This window comes from Cytobacillus sp. Bac17 (genome assembly GCF_024519925.1).
Lineage (GTDB): Bacteria > Bacillota > Bacilli > Bacillales > Cytobacillaceae > Cytobacillus > Cytobacillus pseudoceanisediminis.
Map to the genome: position 1 here is coordinate 124706 of NZ_JALJRC010000005.1, position 20946 is coordinate 145651.

At 36.2% G+C, this 20946-nt stretch carries 23 protein-coding genes and 2 pseudogenes; 17 read left to right on the forward strand and 8 right to left on the reverse strand.

Going from position 1 to position 20946, the window contains the following annotated elements; genetic code table 11:
- Positions 1 to 204 precede the first annotated feature (204 nt).
- The 4 genes from NR125_RS29580 to NR125_RS09595 all read right to left on the reverse strand — a co-directional run bounded on the left by NR125_RS29580 (position 205) and on the right by NR125_RS09595 (position 2605).
- On the reverse strand, positions 205 to 294 hold the full coding sequence (locus NR125_RS29580) for an aspartyl-phosphate phosphatase Spo0E family protein (protein ID WP_226280736.1): 90 nt from the start codon (positions 292 to 294) through the stop codon (positions 205 to 207).
- Positions 295 to 751: 457 nt separating this feature from the next.
- The gene (locus NR125_RS09585; protein WP_071155289.1) at positions 752 to 1186 is read right to left on the reverse strand and encodes a DoxX family protein; all 435 of its coding nucleotides are present in this window, start codon (positions 1184 to 1186) and stop codon (positions 752 to 754) included.
- A gap of 68 nt (positions 1187 to 1254) precedes the next feature.
- On the reverse strand, positions 1255 to 1932 hold the full coding sequence (locus tag NR125_RS09590; RefSeq protein WP_192908761.1) for a Vat family streptogramin A O-acetyltransferase: 678 nt from the start codon (positions 1930 to 1932) through the stop codon (positions 1255 to 1257).
- A 175-nt stretch (positions 1933 to 2107) separates the two neighbouring features.
- The gene (locus tag NR125_RS09595; protein WP_071155285.1) at positions 2108 to 2605 is read right to left on the reverse strand and encodes a DUF6022 family protein; all 498 of its coding nucleotides are present in this window, start codon (positions 2603 to 2605) and stop codon (positions 2108 to 2110) included.
- 146 nt (positions 2606 to 2751) lie between these two features.
- Here NR125_RS09595 and NR125_RS09600 point away from each other — a divergent pair, with 146 nt between their 5' ends.
- The 8 genes from NR125_RS09600 (at position 2752) to NR125_RS09635 (ending at position 11061) form a co-directional block, all read left to right on the forward strand.
- Positions 2752 to 3435 carry a MerR family transcriptional regulator gene (locus NR125_RS09600; RefSeq protein ID WP_256815196.1) on the forward strand — a complete coding sequence of 228 codons (684 nt, stop codon included), beginning with the start codon at positions 2752 to 2754 and terminating at the stop codon, positions 3433 to 3435.
- 157 nt (positions 3436 to 3592) lie between these two features.
- Complete coding sequence (locus tag NR125_RS09605; RefSeq protein ID WP_252244999.1) at positions 3593 to 3757, forward strand: VOC family protein; 165 nt, start codon at positions 3593 to 3595, stop codon at positions 3755 to 3757.
- A gap of 824 nt (positions 3758 to 4581) precedes the next feature.
- Positions 4582 to 6207, forward strand: coding sequence for a nickel ABC transporter substrate-binding protein (nikA, locus tag NR125_RS09610; protein ID WP_256815197.1), 1626 nt, complete (start codon positions 4582 to 4584; stop codon positions 6205 to 6207).
- Positions 6208 to 6219: 12 nt separating this feature from the next.
- Complete coding sequence (nikB, locus tag NR125_RS09615; RefSeq protein WP_256815198.1) at positions 6220 to 7161, forward strand: nickel ABC transporter permease subunit NikB; 942 nt, start codon at positions 6220 to 6222, stop codon at positions 7159 to 7161.
- A complete protein-coding gene (gene nikC / locus NR125_RS09620; protein ID WP_256815199.1) occupies positions 7161 to 7994 on the forward strand; it encodes a nickel ABC transporter permease subunit NikC in 834 nt (277 codons plus the stop codon). Before nikB ends, nikC begins: the two co-directional genes overlap by 1 nt.
- 15 nt (positions 7995 to 8009) lie before the next feature.
- Positions 8010 to 8837, forward strand: a complete 828-nt coding sequence (gene nikD / locus NR125_RS09625) for a nickel import ATP-binding protein NikD (RefSeq protein WP_071155277.1) — start codon at positions 8010 to 8012, stop codon at positions 8835 to 8837.
- Positions 8838 to 8851: 14 nt separating this feature from the next.
- The gene (gene nikE / locus NR125_RS09630; protein ID WP_071155275.1) at positions 8852 to 9664 is read left to right on the forward strand and encodes a nickel import ATP-binding protein NikE; all 813 of its coding nucleotides are present in this window, start codon (positions 8852 to 8854) and stop codon (positions 9662 to 9664) included.
- Between the two features lie 80 nt (positions 9665 to 9744).
- Positions 9745 to 11061, forward strand: coding sequence for an MATE family efflux transporter (locus NR125_RS09635; protein WP_256815203.1), 1317 nt, complete (start codon positions 9745 to 9747; stop codon positions 11059 to 11061).
- 435 nt (positions 11062 to 11496) lie between these two features.
- On the opposite strand, the gene NR125_RS09640 is transcribed toward NR125_RS09635, so the two are convergent.
- The gene (locus NR125_RS09640) at positions 11497 to 12042 is read right to left on the reverse strand and encodes a DUF3231 family protein (RefSeq protein ID WP_071157133.1); all 546 of its coding nucleotides are present in this window, start codon (positions 12040 to 12042) and stop codon (positions 11497 to 11499) included.
- Between the two features lie 159 nt (positions 12043 to 12201).
- Between NR125_RS09640 and NR125_RS29895 the strand changes: the two genes are divergently transcribed.
- Positions 12202 to 12249, forward strand: a complete 48-nt coding sequence (locus NR125_RS29895; RefSeq protein WP_192908948.1) for a bacteriocin — start codon at positions 12202 to 12204, stop codon at positions 12247 to 12249.
- Between the two features lie 281 nt (positions 12250 to 12530).
- On the opposite strand, the gene NR125_RS09645 is transcribed toward NR125_RS29895, so the two are convergent.
- Entirely contained in the window at positions 12531 to 12980 is a 450-nt protein-coding gene (locus NR125_RS09645) for a DUF1569 domain-containing protein (protein ID WP_192908757.1), read from the reverse strand.
- A 423-nt stretch (positions 12981 to 13403) separates the two neighbouring features.
- Between NR125_RS09645 and NR125_RS09650 the strand changes: the two are divergent.
- Positions 13404 to 13540: pseudogene (locus NR125_RS09650) on the forward strand (sigma factor); the annotation flags it as partial.
- Between the two features lie 308 nt (positions 13541 to 13848).
- A complete protein-coding gene (locus NR125_RS09655; protein ID WP_256815206.1) occupies positions 13849 to 14898 on the forward strand; it encodes an SDR family oxidoreductase in 1050 nt (349 codons plus the stop codon).
- 736 nt (positions 14899 to 15634) lie between these two features.
- Here the strand turns inward: NR125_RS09655 and NR125_RS09660 are convergent.
- Positions 15635 to 16543 (reverse strand): EamA family transporter, encoded by a 909-nt coding sequence (locus tag NR125_RS09660; RefSeq protein WP_192908755.1) that lies wholly within the window; start codon positions 16541 to 16543, stop codon positions 15635 to 15637.
- Between the two features lie 339 nt (positions 16544 to 16882).
- Between NR125_RS09660 and NR125_RS09665 the strand changes: the two genes are divergently transcribed.
- From NR125_RS09665 to NR125_RS29900, 5 genes and pseudogenes are all read left to right on the forward strand, one after another.
- Complete coding sequence (locus NR125_RS09665) at positions 16883 to 17320, forward strand: VOC family protein (protein WP_009333979.1); 438 nt, start codon at positions 16883 to 16885, stop codon at positions 17318 to 17320.
- Positions 17321 to 17491: 171 nt separating this feature from the next.
- On the forward strand, positions 17492 to 17962 hold the full coding sequence (locus NR125_RS09670; RefSeq protein ID WP_192908754.1) for a DinB family protein: 471 nt from the start codon (positions 17492 to 17494) through the stop codon (positions 17960 to 17962).
- A gap of 178 nt (positions 17963 to 18140) precedes the next feature.
- Complete coding sequence (locus NR125_RS09675) at positions 18141 to 18623, forward strand: YjdJ family protein (RefSeq protein WP_256815207.1); 483 nt, start codon at positions 18141 to 18143, stop codon at positions 18621 to 18623.
- Positions 18624 to 18828: 205 nt separating this feature from the next.
- Complete coding sequence (locus NR125_RS09680; protein WP_192908752.1) at positions 18829 to 19224, forward strand: VOC family protein; 396 nt, start codon at positions 18829 to 18831, stop codon at positions 19222 to 19224.
- A gap of 111 nt (positions 19225 to 19335) precedes the next feature.
- A pseudogene (locus NR125_RS29900) lies at positions 19336 to 19775 on the forward strand (SMI1/KNR4 family protein).
- A gap of 106 nt (positions 19776 to 19881) precedes the next feature.
- Here the strand turns inward: NR125_RS29900 and NR125_RS09695 are convergent.
- Positions 19882 to 20463 carry an LOG family protein gene (locus tag NR125_RS09695; RefSeq protein WP_192908750.1) on the reverse strand — a complete coding sequence of 194 codons (582 nt, stop codon included), beginning with the start codon at positions 20461 to 20463 and terminating at the stop codon, positions 19882 to 19884.
- A gap of 90 nt (positions 20464 to 20553) precedes the next feature.
- On the opposite strand from NR125_RS09695, the gene NR125_RS09700 reads away from it, so the two are divergent.
- Complete coding sequence (locus tag NR125_RS09700) at positions 20554 to 20874, forward strand: MazG nucleotide pyrophosphohydrolase domain-containing protein (RefSeq protein ID WP_071157118.1); 321 nt, start codon at positions 20554 to 20556, stop codon at positions 20872 to 20874.
- Positions 20875 to 20946: the final 72 nt, after the last annotated feature.

The window sequence follows — 20946 nt, forward strand, 5'->3', positions numbered from 1 at the left end:
TTCCAAAATTCTCTGTAGTTTGTGAAATGAGCACTTAAGCTATAGGGTGCTTTTATTTAAGAAGGGAACTAAATATTTCTAGTTAGAAAAAGGAATGTCTTCAAAATTGAGACATTCCTTTGGAGTTTCTAGAGTGAAATTTACTTTCAAAGGGAACCAACTTACTCATTATTACATTATGCCAGTGCTGTGTGCCTTATAGCATTAGTTGACTTGAAAGAAGCATTTGGATTGGAAACTCAAAATTAGATCGTCCAACATCTGACTATGTTTTATAGTCTCAGGGTGCTTCAATCCTCTTTTGATACCAGCTCAATCAATACTTTCCTATAAAATCGAATCTTTTTGTAAAGCTCTTTGCAGAAATCACACATTCATTTGCTCCTTTAAATTATAAAGCCGGCTAACTCATAGGTCCAACGAGATGGAATATACACCTACAAAATTATATGATACCTATAGAGGTGAGAGTAGTGAACATTCAATGAATTTCCAATAATAAAAGAAGTAGAGAAGATATGAGAAAAAGCCAAAATTTCTCCTAGCCTCACCTAAATATATTATGGGAGGAATTCTGAATGAAAGACGGGTGTGTTAGTACAACAAGACATAGTATATAAGATATCCACAATTGAGCCCTTTAAATTTGGGAGTGTCGCCTAAAAAGAAAAAAGACCGCCTGGAAGCTAGCGGTTCTGAATTTATCTTTCCATCTAACCATACTGTCTATATTCACAATAAACTTTAGCTTCTAACTGACAAGAATAACAGCTGTAAAAAATATAATTTGTATAATGGTTCGGGGGAAAAGAGAAGTGATTGGTTTTCCGTTAATGATGTTCCCTTTCCGAGCTGCGTAAATGTTAGCAGGGAACATAACGATAAGTAAGAATGCCAAACCAGCTGAAGCAAGACTTGAAGTAGTTGGTATCAACAATCCTATAGCGCCAATGATTTCAACTATTCCAGTTATGGTAACGATGAGGCCTGGTCTTGGCAAAGCTGGAGGTACCATTTTGATAAGATCGGGGCGTCGCTTTCCCCAATGCGCAGATGCCGTAAATAAGAACATAAGAGCAACAGCGGTTCGTAATGAAGTTTCCCAATCATCAAAATAAGGCAATCCCAAAAAACCAATTAAGCGAAAACTCAGAAATGAACTGATCAATAGGATAAATGGAGCCATTAATATTCCTCCCTATTATAAAAACCTTGGCCAATTATACATACAAAATATAGTAGACACGCATTAAATTATTCTCGGAAATTGTTACTTTGCAGCAAAGTATTTTTTAATTTTCTTAGATTCTCTATATCTCCATTTACAATCACATCAATATGAGCAGAAATAACTTTAATATCTAAATCCCACCATTTAATTTCAAGCAATTCGTTAATAACTTCATCGGGGAAACGATTTTTAATTATCTTGGCAGGATTTCCCCCAACGATTGTGTAAGGTTCCACATCTTGGGTTATAACCGATTTAGCTGCTATAATTGCACCGTCCCCTACCTTTATTCCAGGCATAATGACAGTATCCATCCCAATCCAAACATCATTTCCAATGATGGTATCACCTTTAAACGGCAACTGTTCTAACGTTGGTGTATATTTCTCCCAACCATGTTTGAAAATATTGAACGGGTAGGTTGAGAAACCATCCATTCTATGATTGGCCCCATTCATAATAAATGTTACACCTGGTGCTATAGCACAAAATTTCCCTATAATAAGTTGGTCTCCGAAGAACTCGTAATGATATAATACTTGATCTTCAAAGGTTTCACCATTTCTTGCATCGTAATATGAGTATTCCCCTGCTATAATGTTTGGTCTTGTAATTGTATTTCTAATAAATTGCACCACCTGATTTCCTTTAATAGGATATTTCTCCTTAGGATTTGGCCCATACTGATTATTTGATTCCATAAAGTTCTCCTTCCTTTCAAGGTATTTAAAGTTATATATACTTAGTAGACCCCCTTATTACATTTCTGTGTGAATAAAATGGGACCTGTCTGGTCCCAATACGATTTAATTTAAGCTCAATTTATACTCCCCCATTCCATAAAAAATAAAAAAGGATATTGGCAGGTTAATTACATTATGAAAATTCCTCTTGAAGTAGAATAATTTTATTTATGATTTCTTCCCGTTTAATTTCTTCTAGTGGAAGAATCCTTGGAGGTGATGGTAAGTTAAACTTAATATGTGAATGCGATAGCTCAAACAGCAGGGTTCCTATCATATCTTTATATTGATTTTCAATCACAATCCAAAAAACACGTTTTTCATGATCAGGTGTTCCCCATTTAACTTTTTCCAATGAGTTTCTAAAGTTTAGACATTCACCAATAATAAAGTCATCCTGTTTCGTTTTTTCTGCGGGACGATATCCTTTTTCTTTTATTACTTTCCAAATTGGTGGAATCAGTTTATCTAAATACATTCCGTATGTTGCATCCTCGTATTCAGGAAAAAGCTGTTCAAGCTCTCTGTTATTCGAGTTCAGTACGTCCTCCCAGTGCTCCTTCATATAAGTAAAGAATACTTCTCCTAGCTCATAGATGGTCATTTGCGGCTTAATGTTTACGTTTTCCATATGAATCCCTCCATTTTTTGTCTTATAGATTAATCTTACAACAATAAAGCCAATTCTAAAGTTTCAGAAAAAAACGGCTGAATTACAATGATTAATTTGTTAAACTTTACAATGTAGTACAGTTATCAAACATAGGAGTATGCTCAGTGAAAAGAATAAAACCGATTGATATTGCGAAAAAATTAAACATAAGTACTAGCTCTCTAAGAAGCTATGAAGAAAGAGGAATTGTGCCGAAACCTTCACGGTCATCAGCTGGTTATAGGATATATACAGAGGAACATTTAGCCTATTTTGATTGTATTATTGCTATGTCACCTGGGTTTGGAATGGACATAACATCAGCTGTTCTAAAAGCGCTGCAGCGAAAAGAATTAGATGATGCTCTTTGGTTAATCAATAGTGTGCAAGTGGCTGCTTTTGAGGATAAAATTCTTATTGAACAAGTGAATAAACACCTGGAACACTTGACTTTTGAAAAAGCTTTGACGATTGGAGAGGTGGAATTACAGACAAATATACCTCCATCAACTCTTCGATACTGGGAGAAGGAAGGATATATTAAATCGAAGAGAGGTAATAATAATTATCGATACTTCAATTCATATCAGTTTTTGAAAGTTTTGTTAATGAAATTTACGCAAAACGCTGTGTATTCACACGATGTTGTGCAATTAAAGAAATATATTAGAAATTTGGAGGAGTACAATGTTGAAGGGGTAAAAAGCATTATCGACGAGTGTCAGAAGCTTTTAAATAAACGCAATCATGAACAGTTACATGGGTTATATTATTTGAATCGATTATGCTCAAAGTTAGGACTAATATAACCTAATATATAGAACAACGAACACAATCTGTATGAATTTAATATATTTCCAGCAGACCTCCGGATAATAAATGTAAACTAATGGATTCAGCTGCCAATCAGGCGGCTTTTTTATTTATTTAAACGAAAGAGGCAGCAAAGAGAGACTAATGTAGAATTTGTCTCTTGTTCCTATACAAATGTATATTCATGTTGAAAATGTTACTGATACCTACAACAAAGCAATTGCAGAAGGAGCGAATCCTCTATTTGGACTATCAGAAGAAACAGGAAACATGGGTGGTTTTGTCGATCCATTTGAAAATCTTTGGTGGGTTCAATAAGTTAATTCAAAGCCTCGTCCTAAAATCAGGCGGGGTATAATTTATTTGGAGCTTATTAAAGTATTTGGGTTAACATTGTGAAGAATGTACTTAAAGTAACGGGTGCAAGAGTTGAAGATCAGTATAGATCGGCAGCTCTTTCTTCTTATTAGCTAACAGGACAGATTTGTTGAAAAGATTATAAAAAAAACTAGTTCCTGGCCTTCTTTTTATTGCCTTTTAACTATATTACAAAAAGAAGGAGATTAGATTGGCCCGAAAGACAATTTAAAGCAGCGTCATTCCTAACCAAAGATGCTTTGATTCACAAAGGATTAAAGCATCTTTTGAAAAGGTCTTTTTGAACAAACGGGTCAGATTTGAGGTATAGTCATCTTAGAGATCGATCTCCTCCCACTAATTCTTAAGAGGATATGACCAATAAAAAAATAAGAAGATTTGCCATATAACTTAATCCATATTTCTCACCTCGATATATAATTAAAACTATTATCTGAAGAGTTACACTCTTATATTCAGCTTAAAGGTAGTGTCCCAATAAAGAGGAGGTCCAACAAGATTACCAATTTAATTAATCTAAATTGATTTGTTAAATACGGACACTAAATTTATTGAATAGGGCGTTGTTCTATTATAAGGAACGCGTCTTTTTTTATGAAAAGGACCATATTTGAAAGAAAGGTTAAGTTTCCGCTTTTATTCATACAGAAGTAACAATACAATTTACATTATTTTTTGAAAGCTTTTGACATTGTATTGACAGTATCGTGCAAAGTGAGTACAATTTGAAAATGATTATCATTAGCAATTGAAGGGGAGATAGTATGGTTAATGGAGGAACTAGACAAAGAAAATTATTTTTAACTGCTTTTATTCTATTATTATCAACATTTTTATTTGGCTGTACAAACGCAAGCGATGCTTCTAAGCCCAAAGGCGAAGATAACAACATGTTAGTGATAGCTTGGCCTAGAGATGTAGGTGAAATGAATCCGCATGTTTATAATCCAGCACAATTATTTGCTCAGTCGATGGTGTATGAACCGTTAGTAAGTTACCAAAATGGTGGTGAGTTAAAACCGCATCTGGCTGAGTCATGGGAAATATCTGATGATGGAAAAGTATATACTTTTCATCTGCGTCAAGATGTGAAATTTTCCGACGGAACAAATTTTAATGCAGAAATTGTAAAAAAGAACTTTGATGCTATTTTAAATAATGTTGAACTACATAGTTGGCTAGGCTTTATTACGAAAATAGATCACACGGAAGTAATTGACGAAAATACTTTTAAACTGACTTTAACTGAACCATATTATCCAACTATTCAGGAGTTAGCTGTTGTTCGGCCAGTACGTTTTTTAGGTGAAGCTGGATTCCCTGAAGATGGTGATACCGCAAAAGGTGTCGTTAAACCGATTGGTACGGGTCCATGGATTTTAGAAGAGCATAAAGCTGATGAATATGCTATTTACAAACGTAATGAAAATTATTGGGGTGAGCTTCCAAAAGTTGAAAAAATCAAGGTGAAAATCATACCTGATGCGGAAACAAGGGTGCTTGCTTTTGAAAAAGGTGACATAGATCTTCTTTATGGAGAGGGTGTCATCAGTATAGATGCTTTTAAACAACTAGAATCCACTGATAATTATAAAACTAGCATTTCTGAACCAGTCGCAACAAGGCAGCTTGTTATAAATACGAAGAAAGCCCAGCTTTCTGATGAACGCGTACGACAAGCGCTGCATTATGGTTTTAATAAAGAAGCAATGGTTAATGGAATCACTTCTGGATATGAAGAAAAAGCAGATCATATTTTACCAGCAAACCTCCCTTACACGAAAGACATTGATGTTAAGTCGATTGGATATGATGCAGAAAAAGCGAAAACCTTATTAGATGAAGCAGGATGGAGGCTTCCTAAAGGGAAAACTGTTCGTGAAAAAGATGGACAGCTGCTTGAAATCGAGATGATGTATAATTCAGCAGAATCAATTCAGAAAGTAATGGCAGAAACACTTCAATCTGAGTGGGCAGCCATTGGTGTTAAATTAAACATTGTTGGGGTTGAATTAACAGAGCAAGTTCAGCGATTCAAAGATAATAAATTTGATATCAATTTCTTTAGTAACTATGGAGCGCCTTATGATCCCCATACGTTTTTAAATATTGTTGCGTCAGAAGGTTTTGGATTTAATGAGGCTATTTCTGCATACCCGAACAAGGACGAATTACTCAAACAAATGTCAGAGGTCCCAATGACAACAGATGAGGAGCTACGCCAACAGCTATACTCTTCTATTTTAAAATCAATCCAAGACCAAGGAGCGATAATTCCTATTTCTTATCTTAAGAAAACAGCGATATATCAAAAAGATATTACGAATTTTACTTTCCCAGCTAACCGTGACGAACATCCATTCACAGGAATTAGCATCGAGCATAAGTAGCAGGAGGCTTTCATGGGCACCTATATATTGAAACGAATTATGTCCATTATTCCGGTTTTTCTTTTGGCCACATTCTTAACGTCTGGAATGATTCATCTTTCACCGGTGGACCCAGCTGAGGCTTATTTAACAGCAGCCCATATCCAGCCGACCGATGAGATTTTGGCACAGAAAAGACAGGAGTTTGGTTTAGACGAACCATTCCTTATTCAATATGTAAATTCTATTATTAAGATATGCCAACTTGATTTTGGTATATCTTATGTTTCAAATAAGCCAGTTTGGGACGAGGTAACATACCGAATGCCAGCTACCATTCAGCTAGCTCTTGGGAGTATATTAATAGCAGTGTTCGTAAGTGTCCCTCTAGGCTTTCTTGCTGGAGTAAAGAAAAATAGTTTAATTGACCATTTTAGCCGTTTTCTTTCGTTTTTAGGGGCATCCATCCCCTCTTTTTGGCTAGGTTATATATTCATTTTTTTCTTTTCTGTTAAACTTGACCTTTTCCCAGTTGAGGGAATTGGGACATGGCAGCATCTTGTTTTGCCTTCCATAACATTGGCACTACCCTTAATCGCAATGTATACAAGATTGCTGCGTGCCAGCGTTCTTGAAAATTTGCAAGAGCCATATGTATTATTTGCACGAACGCGAGGAATTAAAGAAAAGACCATTATGGCGAAACATGTTTTGAGGATTGCCATTTCTCCAATGATTACTGGGCTTGGAATGAACCTTGGGAAACTTCTGACGGGAACGATTATCGTTGAAGCGGTATTTTCTTGGCCCGGGTTTGGCCGGTATTTTATTGAAGCTATTTTTAATCGTGATATACCTGTCATTCAATGTTATGTATTAATTGCAGCTAGCTTATTTATTATTAGCAGCCTTTTTGTTGATCTTATTCAAATGTGTATTGACCCGCGCATTTCAAGGAAAGAAGGGCAGCAGTGATGATCATAAGTATACGAAAGATATTCAGCAGCCAAATAGTGATCCCCATATGTACCATGATATTAGGTATTCTTTTTATCATTGCTATATTTGCTCCCTGGTTTGCTCCAAATGATCCCATTGCTGTTAATTTAGCTTATAAATTGCAGTCCCCATCATGGCAATTTCCATTAGGAACCGATCATTTAGGCAGATGTAATTTATCACGCATTTTATATGGAACCCGCATTTCCCTAGGATTTGCAATGCTTATTTTCATCTCATCATTAGCCATTGGTTTACTCGTAGGAATCTTTTCAGGATATAAAGGCGGCCCAGTTGATCATGTTTTAATGAGGTTTTGTGATGGTATTATGGCTTTCCCAAATCTTATCCTTATTCTTGGACTGGTTGGAATATTCGGACCTGGACTTCCGCAAGTTATCTTAGCGTTAATGCTTGTGCAATGGGTCTATTACGCAAGAATGTTCCGGGGAATGGTACTTAGTCTGAAAGAACAAAACTTTATTGCAGCTGCTAAAATAAGCGGCTCATCTCAGTGGAAGATTATTAAAAATCATATTGTTCCAAATGTGCTCCCTCCACTTGTCGTAATGGGTACTTTAGAAATGGGGTGGGCCATTATGGATATATCAGCTATGTCGTTTCTTGGATTAGGAGTACAGCCTCCTACACCTGAATGGGGAGCGATGATTCACGAAGGAAAATCGTATATTCGGACAAATCCAGAATTAATGCTCTATCCAGGTTTAATGATTATGCTCGTTATTGTTACATTCAATATACTGGGCGAAGCGTTATCAGAACGTTACGGTGTAAAACGTCGATTTTAAAAAGGGATGAGAGTGTTGGGTATAGAACAGTCGAATGTGTTAGAAGTTAGAAATTTACATGTAGAGGTAAACTCGATAAATGGTAGTACCACCCTCGTTCAAGATATCAATTTTGAACTAAAGCGGGGGAGAGTACTAGGTCTTGTTGGAGAAAGTGGATGCGGTAAAACCGTCACAAGTATGTCCATTCTTCAGCTGCTTGATCGGAAAACATCAAATGTTGAAGGAAGTATATTATTACAAGGACGCGAATTGAACGGATTGGACGAAAAAGAAATGCGCAAGGTCCGTGGCAAGGATATAGCCTTTATTATGCAAAACCCGATGAATGCTTTTACGCCCGTTTTTACTATTGGCCATCAATTTATTGAAACCATCCGCTCACATACAGAATGGAATAAAAAACAAGCAGCTGAACTTGCCATCGAGGCGTTGCATCATGTGAACTTGCCAAATCCCGCTAGGCTTATGAAATACTATCCTTTTCAATTGAGTGGCGGCATGCTTCAACGAGTGATGATCGCTATTGCGGCATGCTTGCATCCAGCTGTAATTATTGCCGATGAACCGACAACTGCACTTGACGTAAATAATCAGAAGAGAGTGCTGCACCACTTAGATAAAATTCGCTCTGAATACGGGTCAGCAATTTTATTAATCTCCCATGATCTTGGAGTCATTTCTGAAATGGCAGATGACGTAGCCGTTATGCAGAATGGCAGAATAGTAGAAAAAGCGGATGTGTTTCAGTTATTTGATAAGCCACAGCATGAGTATACGAAGAAACTATTAAATGCACGCTCAATATTACATTTAGATGAAATGATCATCCATTTGGCTTGATAAGGGGTGAACAAATGAGTTTATTATTTGTAAATGAAGTAACTCATAGCTACGGATCCCGAAAGTTTTTCAATTGGAAAGACCGTTCTAAAAAAGTACTTTCTGATATATCACTCTCTATCGAGGAAGGAACATGCTTAGGAATGCTGGGTACGAGCGGAGCTGGTAAAAGTACTTTAGGAAAAGTAATTCTTGGTTTGGAACGGCCACAATATGGGCAAGTTCTGTTTCAAGGGCATGATATTTATACCGCTGATAAGCATGCTCGCCAAAAAATCCGCCGTGATCTTCAAGCTGTCTTTCAGGATTCATACTCATCGGTCAATCCCCGCATGACGGCCGAACGTATTATTGCAGAGCCGCTAGAAAACTATGAAAAGCTAACAGCAGCTGAACAAAAACGAACCGTTGTTGAATTATTGGAGAGGGTAGGGTTAAGTGAAGGGGATTTAAAAAAGTACCCGCATCAATTTAGCGGCGGCCAATTGCAGAGGATCAATATTGCCAGAGCGATCTCACTCAAGCCAAAGCTGATTGTCTTAGACGAATCCGTAAGCAGTTTAGATATGGTAAATCAAAATCTTATTTTAGAATTATTAAGGGAGCTAAAAGAAGAGCTTGGGTTGTCTTATCTTTTTATTACACATGATATTAAAGCTGCCTATACGATTAGTGATACATTAGCTGTTCTAGAAAAAGGAGAATTAATCAAGCTTTACGATTCAAAAAATCAGTTTTTTGCTTCTGAACATCCTGTCGTTAAAAAGATGAGAGACTCTATACTTGCCGAGCACCCACGCTTTCGTTCAATTAGAACAAATGGTTAGCCATTTAAGTTTTTTATTTTTATTCCAAAGCCCTGATTTCTCACATAATCGGGGCTTTGGTTTTAGAAGGAGGAAGTTGGATGAATCATCGTGCGTTCCTTGCTTTAGCGATCCCTCTAACGGTTTCCACGATGACACAGCCATTATTAGGGGCTGTAGATACAGCCGTAATCGGACAATTGCCTAATCCTGCCTATATTGGAGGTGTTGCTATAGGGACCCTTATTTTTAACACTTTGTATTGGGTGTTGGGTTTTTTACGGGTAAGCACATCTGCCTTTGCCGCACAAGCTAACGGGGCAAATGATTCCACTCAAGAAGTCCTTGCTTTATCACGCCCATTTTTATTAGCTTTAATTACAGGGATGTGTTTTATTCTCTTACAATGGCCGATTGAATATACAGCTCTCATGTTGACTTCACCTGATTCTGATGTAAGTAAGTTTGCTGTGGAATATTTTCGTATTCGAATATGGGGGGCCCCATTTGCATTGATGAATTATGTTATTCTCGGCTGGTTAATGGGGATGGCTAAGATTAAGGAATCCTTATATTTACAAGTGTTAATGAATGTTTTAAATATGATTCTCGCTATTATTTTTGTCCATGTCTTTTCATTCGCCGTAAAAGGGGTCGCTGCAGCCACTTTAATTGCTGAAATTACAGCCTTCATATTAGGATTATTCATAGTTTTGAAGGCATTACCTATAGAGTGGAGAGTACCATCTGCCAAAGTGCTTTTAGATACCCAATCTATGAAGAAAATGTTTTACGTTAACAAGGATTTGTTTATTCGAACGATTTGTTTACTGGTGGTTATTAATATGTTTACAGCAAAAGGTGCCTCGTATGGTACAGAAATTCTAGCTGCAAACGCTGTATTATTTCAAATTCATTATATAATGGCTTATTTATTTGATGGATTCGCTAATACCTCTAGTATTCTCGCTGGCAAAGCAATAGGATCCAATGACCCTAAATTATTTAAAAAAACGCTTACTTTATCTTGGCAATGGTCTGTGATAATGGCTTTGGTCATAGCTTGTGTGTACGGGTTATTTCAAGCAGTTATTATTGGCCTGTTTACAAATTTAACTAGTGTTATCGAACTTGCAGCTAAATATGGAGCATGGCTCATCATCTATCCGTTTGCAGCTTGTTTCGGCCTTGTCATTTACGGTGTCTTTACAGGAGCGACTGAAATTGCCCCTGTTCGAAACTCTATGATTTTAGCAATGATTATCTATATCATTATACAAATTTCAATAACCCCTATCTGGCATAATCATGGCCTATGGCTTGCTTTTATCATCTATACTATTGCTCGATCCGGCTTCCTCGTCATGTATATTCCTAGATTAAATAAGAAAATATGGCTCCAAGAGGATGGGGGCTGAAAGTTATAATTTAGAACAGTTAGAGATAACAAAAAATATACCATAAAAGGTCAAATAGATAATGTCCCACCCAAATGGGTGCTATAACCCTATTTAATATTAGCTGTCATACTAGAAGACCTTTTTATTCAACTACCATGAAAATAAGTTCCTCATGATTATAGATATGACAATACTTAAGGAGACCCTACTCAATCGTTTGAAAAAAAAGAGGAGAGCGTTAAATATAATAAATGTAAGGATCGGTTGACTGGATTAAGGTCAGCATCAGTATTGACACTCCTTATCCATTGTCATTAGAAACTGGTATTCAGGAAAACAATGCTCACCGTTTTTTCGAAGTCGAATTAGATTATGATAAATGGTGCCATCCATTTAGGAAAATGTTTGTGGCCTTAATAAGGAAAAAAGCGCCTAAAAAAGGCGCTTTTTACTTTAGCAATCCTTAGATTCATTATAGTGTAGAGGAGGGGGGATTAACCATCCTTTTTCTTTGTTAAGCTTTAACATTTTTAAACCAAATTGTGCCTTTGCCATATGAAACTGGCCATACATCATGGCAATATCTTCTCGGATACTTTGACCTATTACTTGACTACATGTCACTAATCCAGCAGCGGCATCTTTTGAAATTGATGCGCTAATTTCTGGATCAGTAAATCTGGCTCCTGCCGGGATACTTTCAAGATTTGCATTAGGGCGATCAGGTGGAGCAGGTGGTAATCCAATTCCATTTGCTTTTAATAAGTCTTGCAATTGATTGTTCTCGTTTTTTAAACCTTGTATCGCTTCTTCAATGAGTTTTTTTAAGTCTTGATCACCAGTATGGTTAAAAAAAGACTGATATCCTGCAATCAGGCCGTTATTAGTCAACAGATGAGTCCAAGTCGAAATTACCTCACCATAATGCATGGGTTCATCCTGGGGGTTGCCACTTAATATTCCCATAACTACACTCCTTATAATTTCTTGAATATTCATACGTTACTCCTTTTAAGTGAAAATAGAGTATAAGGATAGTATGTATTTGAATGCAGGAGGATATTCTCTGTAATGGAATTTTTATGTAAGAATATATATGACTGATTACCAGGGAAAACGGTTTATATGGACAATTCGAACGGATTATTAAAGTAAAGGGTGCTTACTAAAAAAGAACTAGCTTCTATCTTAGGCGGCTTTTTTTGATTGTACAAAAGGGGCAGGTTTGTTTTATAAGAAAAATTTACTGTTATAGCGTATCAGACCCAAACTGCGAAATAAAAAAGACGAGTTTCCCCGTCTAATTCTTTAGTTTATAAAGCTTGTCCGAGATGGATTTATGAAAAATATTCTTCTCCTGCTGTACCTTGAAAATTTTAATAAGGAACCAAACAATAAACAAAATAGGGGCTACGGATATTAAAAGTGGAGGGATTGTCACAATTTAGTATCAGTTATTAAGTATGTTTCTCTATGTTTTTGGATAATTATACCCCAAACTGCTTTAAATGATGATCAAGGTGCTTATAAATTCCTTTACCCCATTCCTCGGAGCTAAGTTTGCCGAAAAAAGGATGTGGATGAGCTGTACATTTCTCTGGTCCATTATTTTGAAATGCAATAATTTTTTGTTTCAGCTTTTCTCTTTCTGTTTCAAATTCTTTTTTATCTGTTATCAAAATGGTCGGAATAGTGGACATATTGTGAGGTATCGGCTTGTCATTGTACAAAATTGGTTTTGCAAATCTTCCTATTAACCTCCCTAACCAACCTCTCGGCGGAAAAGAATGCCCCATTGCTATATCTTGGAACGATGAGCAATGAGCTAGCATTTGAGCAACATCCATTCTTCCCCATTGCGGTTTTGAATTCGGATTTAACTTGTCTATACGGTTTAAAATTTCCTTTGTATGCAAATGATTAAAAATATTTTTCATAAGCTAAACCCCTTTACATATTGACATTTATTTATATTCACCCTCATCTGTACTTAATCCTTCTTCAACTAACGGGGGCCATACTTCAAGAAGGAAGTATGGCTATTCTTATTTAAGTAAAGGGGCAGGTTTGTTGAAGAGGAGTCAGAAAAAAAACCGCAAATAATTTGCGGCTCACAACTGGCAATTTGTTTTTGATTTATACCCATAATAAATTATGTGAGAATTATATTCATCGACTGGGTTTTGGAGCAAGTTTTTTTGAGTTGAAATCTGGGTGAACCTTGCCCCTATTTAAAGTAATCCCCTTTTAAAATTTGTCATAAACCTTATGTAACCCTTATTTTTTAGGTGCGTTAATCCTAAATTGAGTTAAGGGGCAGGTTTGTTCAATAAGGAATTGAATTATTATGGTAAAAATATTTGCACCTTACGTATTCATACGTAGGTAAGAGAAGATTGCAGAAGACCTTACTCAAGAAATATTTGTAAAATGTTATCAAAAGTTGGACCAATACCAAAAGAAATCTTCACTAAAATCATGGATCTGGAGAATCGCATCCTTTCAAGTGATAAATCTCCAACAAAAAAAGACTTACCGGCCAATAACTATGAAAATATTAGAAAATAAGAGTAAACAGCTGTTTTTACTTCTTTTATTGAGGGAGTTTAGTTGAATAATCATCATTAGGTTTTTTTCTACAATCGGCCAGGTTATAGAAGAGAGCATAGGAATAAATAGTTCGTACCTCATCGCCTTTAAAAACAAAATCCCAATTTTTTTCATATTCAGCGTATCCTTTTTAGAAGGGAAAAACGTTATATAAAATGAATGTATTTTGTAGGCTATTAAAGGAGTGGGGGAATTATGAAGGTTCTTATATTGGGTGGTACTCGTTTTTTAGGAAAAGCGATGGTTGAAGAAGGATTGAAAAGGGGCTATGAAATCACGTTATTTAATCGCGGGAACTATAAGGAGGCGTTTTCCGAAGTGGAACAGCTCATCGGTGATAGAGACGGAGATGTATCACAGCTCGAAAACAGGAAATGGGATGTCGTAGTGGACACATGTGGATTCGCTCCCCACCAAATTAACAAAGTCGCAGCTGTCCTCGGGAATAGCATCGAACATTACACATACATTTCAAGTATCTCTGTTTATAAAGATTGGATACCTCTCAATATCGCGGAAGAATATCATTTACAGTCTATGCCACCGGATCGATTGAAAAACGTATTGAAAGACGTTGAGGAAGGGAAAATTTCTCCTTATGAGCATTACGGCACGTTGAAAGTTTTATGTGAAGCAGAAGCAGAGAAATATTGGCCAGGGCGCGTGTTGCATATCAGGGCAGGTCAGCTTGTCGGTCCCTTTGACTATACGGATCGCCTCCCATACTGGGTTCAACGTGTAGCGGAAGGCGGAAACATAGTGGTACCAGGAAGGCCTGATCGTCCAATTCAACTGATCGACGTGAAAGATATAGCAACATGGGCGTTCGATATGATGAAAAAAAGAAAGGCTGGAACGTTCAATGTTACAGGTCCGGATTATGAATTGACGATGGAAGAGCTTTTAAACACGTGTAAAGCTATTACAAACAGTGATGGTCAATTTGTCTGGGTAGATGAACAGTTTTTATTAGATCATCAAATACAGCCATGGACTGAATTGCCGTTATGGATCCCTGAGAGTTTCCCTTTAGAAGGAGAAACTCAACCGTGGAAAATGTGCATCAGTGTAAAAAAAGCTTTAGACTCCGGGCTTTCCTTCAGTCCCCTTGAAGAAACAATACATGACGTGTATCAATGGGAGAAAGCGAGACAAGATTCAAAACGAAAAACAGGGATATCGCGTGAAAAAGAGCAAGAATTGCTAAATTCCTGGTTGCAAAAAAAGAAAAAGGATACAGTATGATGGCGTTATAATCCTCGCGGGCAAGAGTTGAAGGCTGGGTAGAGCATTATGAATTAGGATAACTATAAAAAGGGATAGTTCCAGAGAAACTGTCACCACTCCCAATCAGTCCTGTTGTGATTGCTTTTTTAACAAGATGTACTAAAATAAATAAAATTAATCATTGAGAAAGGAGGCAAAAAGTAATGGAAACTGTTTTCAGAAGTATAGCAGAAGAAGTAAAGTCATTTTTACAATTCAATTGGGAGATTTACGTGCAACGGGATTAGTCTGTCCTTTTTTAAGTAAACTTCATATGGAATACAGTTTCCGGAAACTTTTTGTCTCTTTATTATAGGTTTAGAGAAGACAATATAATTGTTAGTGCATTCTGATTATAACTAAACAACTACTAGATGCCAGGTGCATCCGTTCTGCCCCGGCTGCCGTTATGATAAAACCATATAAAAAATGGTCAACCAGAAATATCTGGCTGACCTTATAATACGAACGGGTGCTTTTGTTCAATAAAAGTGTTGCAATGATCTTCAACAACCAAGGTAGCTGATATAGTTTAATTAGAAGGGAAAACAGATATTTTCAATTCCTTACTTGAAGAGAAGAGATCGTTTCTCAGTGGAAGAGTGTTGCTAAAAATGAGCTGGAAGCTTTTTAGAACCCTAGGCCTAGCATAGGGTTTTCTTATAGATAAAAACAAAGGACAGTACCAGCAAGACTTCTTGCTGGTACTATCCCATCACGAAACGGATTTAGTTTGTATAGACACGGATTCTATTTTATCTTTAAGTTTTAAATTGCCGGCCACAATCCCAATTAAAATGATGACAACCCCTAGCCATTGTGAAAAACTTACAAATTCAGCTAAGATAAGTGCAGATAACGTTACAGCTACTGGAAGCTCAGAAGCAGTTAAGATCGTCCCAAGCCCTGGTCCGATATGGGGCATTCCAATTGAAAATAAAAGTGGTGGTAAAGCAACACCAAACAAGCCGAGTAATAAACCATACGGCGCTACCCCCATTAAGACAGGTAAATCAAATAGAAACACTGGTGGATATACTAAAAGTACGACAATTAATCCACCGGTAGATAAGAAAGCACTTTTCAGGACAGGTGGAGTATCTTTACCGACAGAACTGCTGAGAAATATAAAAGTTGTAAACGTTAAAGCCGAGAGTAGCCCCCAAGCAGACCCATGAAAAGATAGAGCAACATCACTTTTTGCAATTAAGCCGGCAGCTAGAATTGAGCCAATAATAAGAATACCAATTGAGGTGATTTTCCCTTTCGTTGGTTTTTTCTTATTAAAGACCCACTCGAAAAGCGTACCAATCCATACAAATTGAAATAAAAAAATGATTGCTAGTGAAGCATTTAGGGTCTGCAGCGCTTGATAATAAAACACACCTGTCAAACCAAATGGAATTCCAGATAATAGTAGTTTGAAAGTTTGATTTAAAGTTATTTTTTGCTTTTTTGTAAACATAACTAGGACCCAGGTAAGTAAAGCCCCAAATAAATATTGGCCACCAGTTACCTCTGTCACCGAATAACCTGCTGAATAAGCAAGCTTGACAAATGTAGACAACACCCCATAGCAGCATCCACCTAAAAAAACCATTAGTGCATATTGCCAAGTTTTCATTTATTCTACCCCTTTCTTCACATAAAAAAGCCACACAATTGTCAGCTGACAGTTGTGTGGCGAAAATAGAGCTGGCTCTAGAAAAATCCACGTCCTAAATAGGTTTTATTATTCAAGTCATATAGAAGTATAAGATTAACAATATCAATTGTCAACGAACTTTACTCGGGTGTCAAAGCAACTAGGGTGCAATCTAAAATAGGCAGCACTCTTTTTTCTTATTCTATAAACGGGGCAGGTTTGTTGAAGCAGGATATTTTCTTTTTTAAACGAATTAGAATTTGAAACAAACCTTACACGAATACAGGTATTGAAAATAACATATAGGAGGTAGGAGAAATGAAGATCAAAAGAATAGATCATGTGAGTATAAACGTCAACGATCTTTCAGAGGCTAAAGCGTTTTTTCTTGATTTAGGACTTGAAGTGCAAGCGGAATGGGAATTGGATGGAGAACAGTTGGATAGAATAGTTGGGCTTCATGATGTTAAAACGGCCTGTGTAGGATTGGGGATGCCAGATGGTCAGGCATGGATAGAGCTGGTTAAATTTTATACGCCGTCAGATGAAAAAGGTATTCAGCAGCCTTTTGCAAATACGCTGGGTATCCGACATATTTGCTTTGCTGTTGAAGACATTGAAGCTATTGTTGAAAAATTGAAAACGAAGGGCACGAAAATCTTTAGTGAGATACAACAATATGAAGAAAGTTATAAGTTATGCTACGTTCGTGGTCCAGAGGGGATTATTTTAGAGTTGGCGGAGCAAATCAGATAAATATTAAAGTCTTCTTCTTATACTATCATGTGCGTTACTTTTAGATCCAGCTGCTAATCTGGCAGCTTTTTTCATTTTAAACAAAGGGGGCAGGTTTGTTAGGAAGGAGTTTCTTACTTTTTTGGTGAAATACTCCTTATTGGATACCTAATTTTAAAGGAGAAGATGTTAATGAACCGAACTGACCTGCTATTAAGAATGCTCGATACTACGTACGCTAAAGAGAGTTGGTATATGCCTTTCAAACATGCAATAGAAGGACTCACCGCAGAACAAGCTAGGTGGAGACCAACAGGAGACTCAACAAAATCAGTATGGGAAAATGTTAATCATCTTATTTACTATAAAGAAAGACTTGCAGCAAATTTAGAAGGCCGTGAATTGCCGCAAATTTTCGATGGTGACGAAACTTTCTACTTAACTAAACAATCAAATGATGACAAAGAATGGATGGGAGTCGTTGAACGCGCGGAAATGGTTCATCGCAAATTAAGAGAAGCTTTAAGTAAAACAACTACTGAAGCGCTTGAACAAAATTCTCTTGAAGAGAAGCTATTAGACATAATGCTTCATGATGCATACCATACGGGACAAATTATTCAAATTAGGAAGATGCAGGGTTCTTGGCCATCGCATCGTTGATGGTGGAAAAGGAATTGAAATTGTACAAAAAAAACGGGTGTTTTGCTTTAAGAGTCTGCTGCCAATCGGCGGCTTTTTCTTATTTAGTAAAAGGGAAATGGGATATTAACCCATATATATAGTAAATGTGTTAGTATTTAAGAAACAGGTTAAATATTATATTGGAGGCCATTTAATTATGATTCGGTTTGTAATTCAATCTAGTGTTTCCATTGCGTTACTATTGTTTTCTGCGGCTGTTGCTTGGTATGAAGGGAGTGCTATTTTGGATAACCCTTGGGAATGGAGGTATTCTACACCTTTTACACAGTTATTGTATGGAGTAGTTAATAATCCTAGTGACATATCACAGCTGGATTACTTTGTCTATGCATCTAAATTCCAACCCACTTTCCCCATAATTATGATACTGAGTAGTTTATATTTGTTAATTCTTATTGGGTACAATACCTTAAAGCAGAAAAGAAAATGGTTAGTCTTTTATCTAACCTTTTTAGGTGGAGGATTATTTTTAATTAGTTATTTTACTTCTTATTCTCCAACAGTAAGTGGTCATATACTGTTTTCTATTTTCATAATTTGTGGTTTATTATGCATATCGACTGCCTTAGTAATTAATTTTCAAGTATTAAAAATCAAGGTAAATAAGGTTACTAACTAATTTACTAGTGATTGCTTTGCTTCTATAAGGAACAAAGCATTTTTCTAATTCGACTAACAGGGCAGGTTTGTTGAAAAAGGATATATGAAAAAGACGTTGAAATATAAGATAAGTATCTTAATTTGAATTTTATTGATCAGCTGCCACCACGGTAGCTTATTTTTGTGAGATTTTTTGATTGATATAAACAAAGGGGGGGAATAATTTGTCAAAAGGATTGCTTCACCATATCGAGTTGTACGTATCAAATTTGGAAAAATCGGTGGAATTTTGGGGATGGTTTCTTCAGGAATTGGGGTATAGTTCTTTTCAAAAATGGGATGGAGGGCAAAGCTGGAGACTAGGTGAAACCTATATTGTGTTTGTGCAGGCAGAGGAACGTTTCCTTGATATTCAATATCATAGATGCCGAGTAGGGCTAAATCATCTAGCATTTTTTGCTGAATCACGTGTTCACGTTGATGAAATAACGAAAATTCTGGAATCAAAAGGGATAAAGGTACTTTATAAAAACAAACATCCATTTGCAGGAGGATATAATCATTACGCAGTATATTTTGAAGACCCTGATAGGATTAAAGTTGAATTAGTAGCTCCTTAATGCAACAGGGTGCCTTTTCTTTTGAACAAACGGGATAGTTAGTGAAAAAAGGATTTTCATATAAGGAAAATAAATATAAAACTTATTCATCAAGAAATAGGAGGGAATGAAATGTGGAAAGAATTTGTCAATTCTATATCCAAGGAACATCATTTTAAAGACCCTGCATCAAGGTTTGAGATAACTCAAATTCAAAAAGAATTAAATGTTGAATTACCAGAAGAATTAGCTGCCTTATTTAATGAAACAAACGGAGTATTCGACAACTGGAATTGTCTTTAATAATTTGGTCAACTCACCAAATTATTAAAGACAATTTATTTTATAGAAATTTTGAAGGTTATAGAGATATTAATATGCCATTTGATAATCTTTTCTTTTTTTCAGATGCAGGTAATGGCGATTTATTTTGTTATGCAATCTTAAAAAATGGGAACATTGAAAAAAACGATATTTATGTTTGGAATCACGAGAATGATAGTCGAACCTGGGTTGCGGCTTCATTAAAACATTTTATTGAAGGTTGGATCACTGGTAAGATTGACATTTAATTTCTTGTTGTATTAACTAGGCAGTTTAGGTAAAAAAGCAATATTCAGTTTTACATTTTGAATAGGGAAACAGACCAAGGAAGATGGCTTGGTCTGTTTTTTAATATTAGGTTTGTTTTTCAGTAATGTAAGTTTTTACAGTTGGTGGTTCATATGAATTGAATTTATCAAGTATCCCTTTTGGCTCGCTATCAACTAATGCCATATTGCGGTACTTTTTGTGTAAAAATTGTTCTTCTGACATATGATTAAATAAAGCGATAAGAGGGTCATAATAATGATTAATGTTTAAAAGTCCACATGGTTTTTCATGAAGTCCTAATTGAGCCCAAGTAAAAATCTCAAAGAACTCTTCTAATGTCCCTGGCCCACCCGGTAAAGCAATAAATCCATCTGCAAGATCGGCCATTTTAGCTTTTCTCTCATGCATAGAATCTACGATAATTAGCTCTGACAAGTTTTTATGGGATATCTCTCTGCTTTCTAAAAAACCAGGCATAACACCGATTACGTGTCCGCCTTCTTCTAAAACCGAATCTGCAACAGCCCCCATAACACCAACACTAGCTCCACCATATACAAGTGCAATATTTCGTTTAGCCAGTTCTTTACCAAGTTTTTTTGCACCATCTATATAAACATCAGATGCTCCCTTACTTGATCCGCAAAATACAGCTAGCTTTTTCATTATATCGCCTCCTAAAAATAACACCGTTAAAGATTATATAAAACTTTTCTTTTTTTGTTAAACTTAATATTGAATTGGAGGTTAGATTAAATGAATGTCACTGAATTTCAACAATGGGTAAAGGATTATTACGAAAGCAGGGGATGGTCCGAATTAGACATTTTTATCCGCATTGGCTTTCTAGCAGAAGAAACAGGGGAAGTTGCACGAGCTATAAGAGCTCTTGAAATAGGCAGGGATAGACCTGATGAAGTTAAGGGATCTTTTAAGGAAAACAAACAAGAATTAACTGAAGAATTAGGGGATGTATTAGGTAATTTAATTGTTATTGCAAACAAATACGATATCTCTCTCGAGGAAGTATTTCAGTCACATAAAAAGAAGCTATCAGAACGCTATTCAAATGATTAGAACTAAATACAAAAATTCTCAGATTTGCCTAGAATAAATACCTTCTATCTATATAGTTGCAAATAAAATGGG